Consider the following 5,440-nt stretch of genomic DNA (forward strand, 5'->3'; position numbering starts at 1 on the left):
CCCCCAGGCGGGACGCCTCAGGGCCCCGAGGGGCGGCGGCCGACCTGCACCGCCATGTCGCGCGAACGCCCGTCGCGGGTCAGCGAGAGCCGCACCGTCTGCCCCGGCGGCGTGCCGGCCACGCTGCGGATCAGCGCGCGGGAGGTCTCGATCCGCTCGCCATTCAGCGCGGTGACCACATCGCCCGGCCGCAGCCCGGCGCGGGCGGCGGGGCTGTTGCGCTCGACGCTGCGCACCTGCACGCCGCGGTTGCGTCCGCCAGGCACCGCCTCCTCGCCCAGATCCTCGACCGCGACGCCGAGCCAGCCGCGCTCCACCCGCCCGTCGCGCTTCAGCTGGTCGATCACCCCGCGCGCCAGGTCGGAGGGCGTGGCGAAGCCGATGCCGGCCGAGGCGCCGGAGGGCGAGTAGATGGCGGTGTTGATGCCGATCACCTCGCCCGCCGTGTTGAACAGCGGCCCGCCGGAATTGCCCGGGTTGATGGCGGCATCGGTCTGGATGAAATCGTCGAACGGCCCGGCGCCGATCTCGCGCCCGCGGGCCGAGACGATGCCGGAGGTGACGGTGCCGCCCAGGCTGAACGGGTTGCCCGCCGCCAGCACCCAGGCGCCGACGCGCAGATTGGCCGAGCTGCCCCAGGCCACGGCCGGCAGCGGCGTGCGCGATTCCACCCGCAGCAGGGCGAGGTCGGTCAGCTCGTCGGTGCCGACGACGCGGGCCGGCAGCTCGGTGCCGTTCTGCAGCGAGACGACGACCCGCACCGCGTTGCCCACCACATGGTTGTTGGTGACGATGTAGCCCGCCGGGTCGATGATGAAGCCCGACCCGGCGCCCTGCACCTGCTGGCTGCCGCGCCGCTCGCGGAAATAGCGCTCGAAGGGCGTGCCGCGCAGCTCGGGCGGGATCTGCGTGGTGGTCTGCTCGGACAGCACGGCGATGTTGACGACGGAGGGCAGCACCTGCTCGGCCAGGTCGGCGAAATCCGGCAGCACGGCGCGCTGCGCCAGCGCCGGCCGCGCCCCCAGCGGGGAGAGCGAGGGGGCGAGCGGAGCCAGGGCCAGGCTGGCCAATCCGGCAAGGAGCATGCGGCGGGGGGCGGGCATCGGGCGGTCTTCCTTGATCGGCGCGGATGGTAACGCCGGAACGGCACGAATGTGGCCCTGCCCTGGGCTTGGCTTCAAGCCGGGGGGATGGACGAAGCGCCGGGGCGGCGGGCCTTGCCCTGGGGAACGGCGGCGGCGGTCAGGGGTTCCGTCCCGCCGGCCAGGGGCGCGACTCAGCGCGACGGATCCTCCGGCCAGTCATGCTTCGGGTAGCGGCCGCGCATGTCCTTGCGCACATCCGCCCAGGCCCCCTTCCAGAAGCCGGCGAGGTCGGCGGTGACGGCGACCGGCCGCCCGGCCGGGGAGAGCAGCGCCACCTGCAACGGGATCTTCCCCCCCGCCAGCTTCGGCAGGCCCGCGAGACCGAAAAGAAACTGCGCCCGCGCCTCCAGCCGCGGCACCTCGCCGGTGTAGTCGATGGCGGCGCTGCGCCCGCCGGGCAGGTCGAGCCGCGGCGGCAGCTCGGCATCCAGAAGGCGCGGCAGCTTGTGCGGCAGCATGCCGCGCAGCATCGCCACCGTATCCAGCGCTTTCAGCTGCGACAGCTTGGTCAGCCCGGCGAGCCAGGGCACCAGCCAGGCGCCGCCGCCTTCCGCCAGCGCGGCGTCCGAGACATCCGGCCAGTCGCCGCCCTCCGCCTTGTGCATCCAGGCGATGCGGGCGCGGGTCTGCAGGGCGGCGTTCGACCAGTCGAGGTCGCGGAACCCCCGCCCCGCCGCCGCCTCGGCCAGCGCCACGGCCAGGGCGGCGGGATCGGCATGCGGCAGCGTCGCCTCCTCCAGCACCAGCGGGCCGAGCCGCAGCCGCCGCCGCGCCACCACCGCGCCGGCGCGCGCGTCGAAGGCCGCGCCCTCCTCCCGCACCAGCCGCTCCGGAAACTTTTTTTCCAGCGCCTCGCGGGTCAGCGGCGCGGCCATGCGGATGCGGGCCTCGGTGCCGGCGAGTTCCAGGTCCGCCACCGCCAGCAGCGGCGAGCGGCCCAGCCGGTCGGTGGCGGGCAGCCGCGCGCCCTGGCCCGAGGCCAGGCGAAAGGCGCCATCCATGGCGCCGCGCTTCGCCGCGATGCGGTCGGGGAAACCGGCCGCCAGCAGCAGCCCGGCATCGCCGGCCGCCTGCGTGCCGCCGGGCACGCCGAGCCGCCGGCGGTGCAGCGTCACGCCGCGCCGGATTCTTCCGAGTGCGGCGCGGTCGGCATTCGGGTCGTCCGCCCCATGCAGCAGGTCGAGGCGGAGCTGGATGTCGGAGGGCGCCTCGCGCCCGCGGATCGGGTCGCGCTCCTCCAGCAGGGCGGCCAGCTCGGCGGCCAGCGCCGCCTCCTCGGCGTCCGCCGCCTCCGCCATCATGCGGGCCAGGCGCGGATGCGTGCCCATGCGCGCCATGCGCCGCCCCATGGGCGTGATGCGGCCTTCCCCATCCAGCGCGTCGAGGTCGCGCAGCAAGGCGCGGCCGGCGGCGAGCATCCCGGCGGGCGGCGGGTCGAGGAAGGCCATCTCCGTGGGGTCGCTGCCCCAGGCGGCGCAATCCAGCGCCAGGCCGGAGAGTTCGGATTCGAGAATTTCCGGCCTGTCGGAGAGCGGCAGGCCGCGATGCAGCGCCTCGCTCCACAGGCGGATGGCGACCCCGGGCTCGGTGCGGCCGGCGCGGCCCGCGCGCTGCTCGGCGGCGGCGCGGGAGATGCGCAAGGTCGCCAGCCGCGCCAGCCCGGTCGCCGGGTCCAGGCGCGGCGCGCGGCGGAAGCCGCCATCGACCACGATGCGCACCCCCGGCACGGTCAGCGAGGTCTCGGCGATCGAGGTCGCCAGCACCACTTTCCTGTTCGCTGACGGGTTGAGGGCGCGGTCCTGCTCGGCCGGCGGCAGCTCGCCATGCAGCGGCAGCACCTCGGCCTTCACTCCGCCCAGGCGCTCGGCGGTGCGGCGGATCTCGCCCCAGCCAGGCAGGAAGGCCAGCACATCGCCGGGATGCTCGACCAGGGCGCTGCGGATGGCGCTGGCCATCGCCTCCGGCAGGTCGCGCGGCTCCTGGATGTCGCGCTGGCGGTGCTGCACCAGGACGGGATAGGCGCGGCCGAGGCTCTCGATCACCGGCGCGCCACCGAGCAGCTGGGAAAACCCCTCGGCCTCGATGGTGGCGGACATGGCCAGCAGGCGCAGCTCCGGCCGCAGCCCGCGCTGCAGGTCGAGGCAGAGAGCCAGCGCCAGGTCGGTGTCGAGATTGCGCTCATGCGCCTCGTCGAACAGCACGGCGGCGGTGCCCTCGAGGCCCGGATCGGTCTGCAGGCGGCGCACCAGCAGGCCTTCCGTCACCACCTCGATCCGCGTGGCGGCGGAGACCGCGCGCTCCAGCCTGGTGGCCAGGCCCACCGTCTGGCCGACCGGCTCGCCCAGCAGCTCGGCCATGCGGCGGGCGGCGGCGCGGGCGGCGACACGGCGCGGCTCCAGCACCACGATCTTCTGGCCGTCCGCCCAGGCCTCATGGCGCAGGGCGAGCGGCACCAGCGTGGTCTTGCCGGCGCCGGGGGGTGCGACCAGCACGGCATTCGGCCCCTCCCGCAACGCCGCGACCAGGCGCGGCAGGGCTTCGGTGACGGGCAGGTCCGGCAGGGCATCCATGCGCCCGGCTGTAGCGCATCCGGAGCCAGCCCGGCCAGGGCAGCGCAAAGAGGCTGGTCGCCGGCCCGAACCCGTCTATTCTGTTTTTGTTCACGGAAGCCAAACAGGGAGAAACTCGTCATGGGCCAGGCCCGCGAGGAAAAGCTGGCGCGGTTCCGCGCCCTGCATGCGGCGCAAGGCGCCTTCGTCATCCCCAACCCCTGGGACGCCGGCAGCGCCCGGCTGCTGGCGGGGCTCGGCTTCGCCGCCCTGGCCACCACCAGCGCCGGCCTGGCCTTCTCGCTCGGCCGCCGCGACGGCGCGGCGGGGCGGGAGGAGACGCTGGCCAATGCCCGCGCCATCGTGGACGCCGTGGACCTGCCCGTCTCCGCCGATCTGGAGAACGGCTTCGGCCACCGCCCCGAGGATTGCGTGCGCACCCTGCACGAGGCGGCGGCGGTCGGCCTCGTCGGCGGCTCGATCGAGGATGCCAGCGGCGATCCGGCGCGGCCGATCTACGACTTCAACCAGGCGGTGGAGCGGGTCGCCGCGGCGGCCGAGGCGGCGCGCGGCCTGCCCTTCGTGCTGACCGCGCGGGCCGAGAACTTCCTGCATGGCCGGCCCGACCTCGACGACACCATCCGCCGCCTGCAGGCCTATGCCGAGGCCGGGGCGGAAGTGCTCTACGCCCCCGGCCTGCGCGAGATCGGCCAGATCCGCACCCTCTGCGCCGCGCTGGACCGGCCGGTGAATGTGGTGATGGGGCTGGTGGGCCCGGTCTTCACCGTGGCCGAGCTGGCGGAGGCCGGGGTGAAGCGCATCAGCCTGGGCGGGTCGCTCGCCCGCGCGGCGCTCGGCGCGCTGCACCGCGCGGCGCTGGAGATCCGCGACCAGGGCCGCTTCGGCTTCGCCCGCGACGCGCTGACCGGGGCCGAGGTGGAGGCCTTCATGGACCCGCGCCCGGGCTGCGGCACGGGCGCGGCTTGAGGGGGCCCTGCCCCCTCAAACTCCCCCGGCAGGGGACAGGGTCCCCTGCACCCGCCAGCCGCTGCATCGCCATACGAAAAGCGGGGGCTGGGCGAGACACGATTCGTCACGCAGAAGCGTCTTCCTCGCGGCCGCGAAAAAGGTTTCCATTCCTCCATGTCCCCTGCGCTGCCCTGGCTGGCCCCCGCCCTGCTGGCCCTGACCGTGCTGGCCGGCCCCGCCGCCGCGCTGGAAAGCGCGCCAGTGGCCAGCGAGCGCGCCCGCATGACCCTCGCGGCCGAGGTGCAGTCGGTGGCGCCAGGCCAGCCCTTCCGCGTCGGGCTGCGCCAGTCCCTGGCGCCGGGCTGGCACACCTATTGGAAGAATCCCGGCGATGCCGGCACGCCGCCGGAGCTGAGCTTCACCCTGCCCGAGGGCGCCAGCGCCACCGGCTTCGACTGGCCCGCCCCCTACCGCATGCCCTTCGGGCCGCTGGTCAATTACGGCTATGAAGGCCAGGTGCTGCTGCCGCTGACGGTGACGCCGCCGGCCGATCTGCGGCCCGGCGATGTCTTCACCATCGAGGCCGAGGGCAGCTGGCTGGTCTGCGAGAAGGTCTGCATCCCGGAGGAAGGCGTCTTCCGCCTCGACCTGCCGGTCGAGCCCACCGCCCGCCCCGACCCGGCCCTGGCCGACGCCTTCCGCGCCGCCGAGGCCAGCCTGCCCCGCCCCTCCCCCTGGCCGGCCAGCCTGGGCTTCGAGGGGCAGGCGGGCGCGCTG

At 75.1% G+C, this 5,440-nt stretch carries 4 protein-coding genes; 2 read left to right on the forward strand and 2 right to left on the reverse strand.

Features of this window, described 5'->3' with window-relative positions; all coding sequences use genetic code 11:
• Nucleotides 1-17: 17 nt before the first annotated feature.
• Entirely contained in the window at nucleotides 18-1,103 is a 1,086-nt protein-coding gene (locus HMPREF0731_RS05310) for a trypsin-like peptidase domain-containing protein (RefSeq protein WP_007003014.1), read from the reverse strand.
• 173 nt (nucleotides 1,104-1,276) lie between these two features.
• Nucleotides 1,277-3,715 carry an ATP-dependent helicase HrpB gene (hrpB, locus tag HMPREF0731_RS05315; protein ID WP_007003015.1) on the reverse strand — a complete coding sequence of 813 codons (2,439 nt, stop codon included), beginning with the start codon at nucleotides 3,713-3,715 and terminating at the stop codon, nucleotides 1,277-1,279.
• A 120-nt stretch (nucleotides 3,716-3,835) separates the two neighbouring features.
• Between hrpB and HMPREF0731_RS05320 the strand changes: the two genes are divergently transcribed.
• On the forward strand, nucleotides 3,836-4,681 hold the full coding sequence (locus HMPREF0731_RS05320; protein ID WP_007003016.1) for an isocitrate lyase/PEP mutase family protein: 846 nt from the start codon (nucleotides 3,836-3,838) through the stop codon (nucleotides 4,679-4,681).
• 156 nt (nucleotides 4,682-4,837) lie between these two features.
• Nucleotides 4,838-5,440 (forward strand): protein-disulfide reductase DsbD domain-containing protein (locus HMPREF0731_RS23050; RefSeq protein WP_007003018.1); only part of this gene is annotated, 603 nt, incomplete at its 3' end.

Source organism: Pseudoroseomonas cervicalis ATCC 49957 (assembly GCF_000164635.1).
Classification (GTDB): Bacteria; Pseudomonadota; Alphaproteobacteria; order Acetobacterales; family Acetobacteraceae; genus Pseudoroseomonas; species Pseudoroseomonas cervicalis.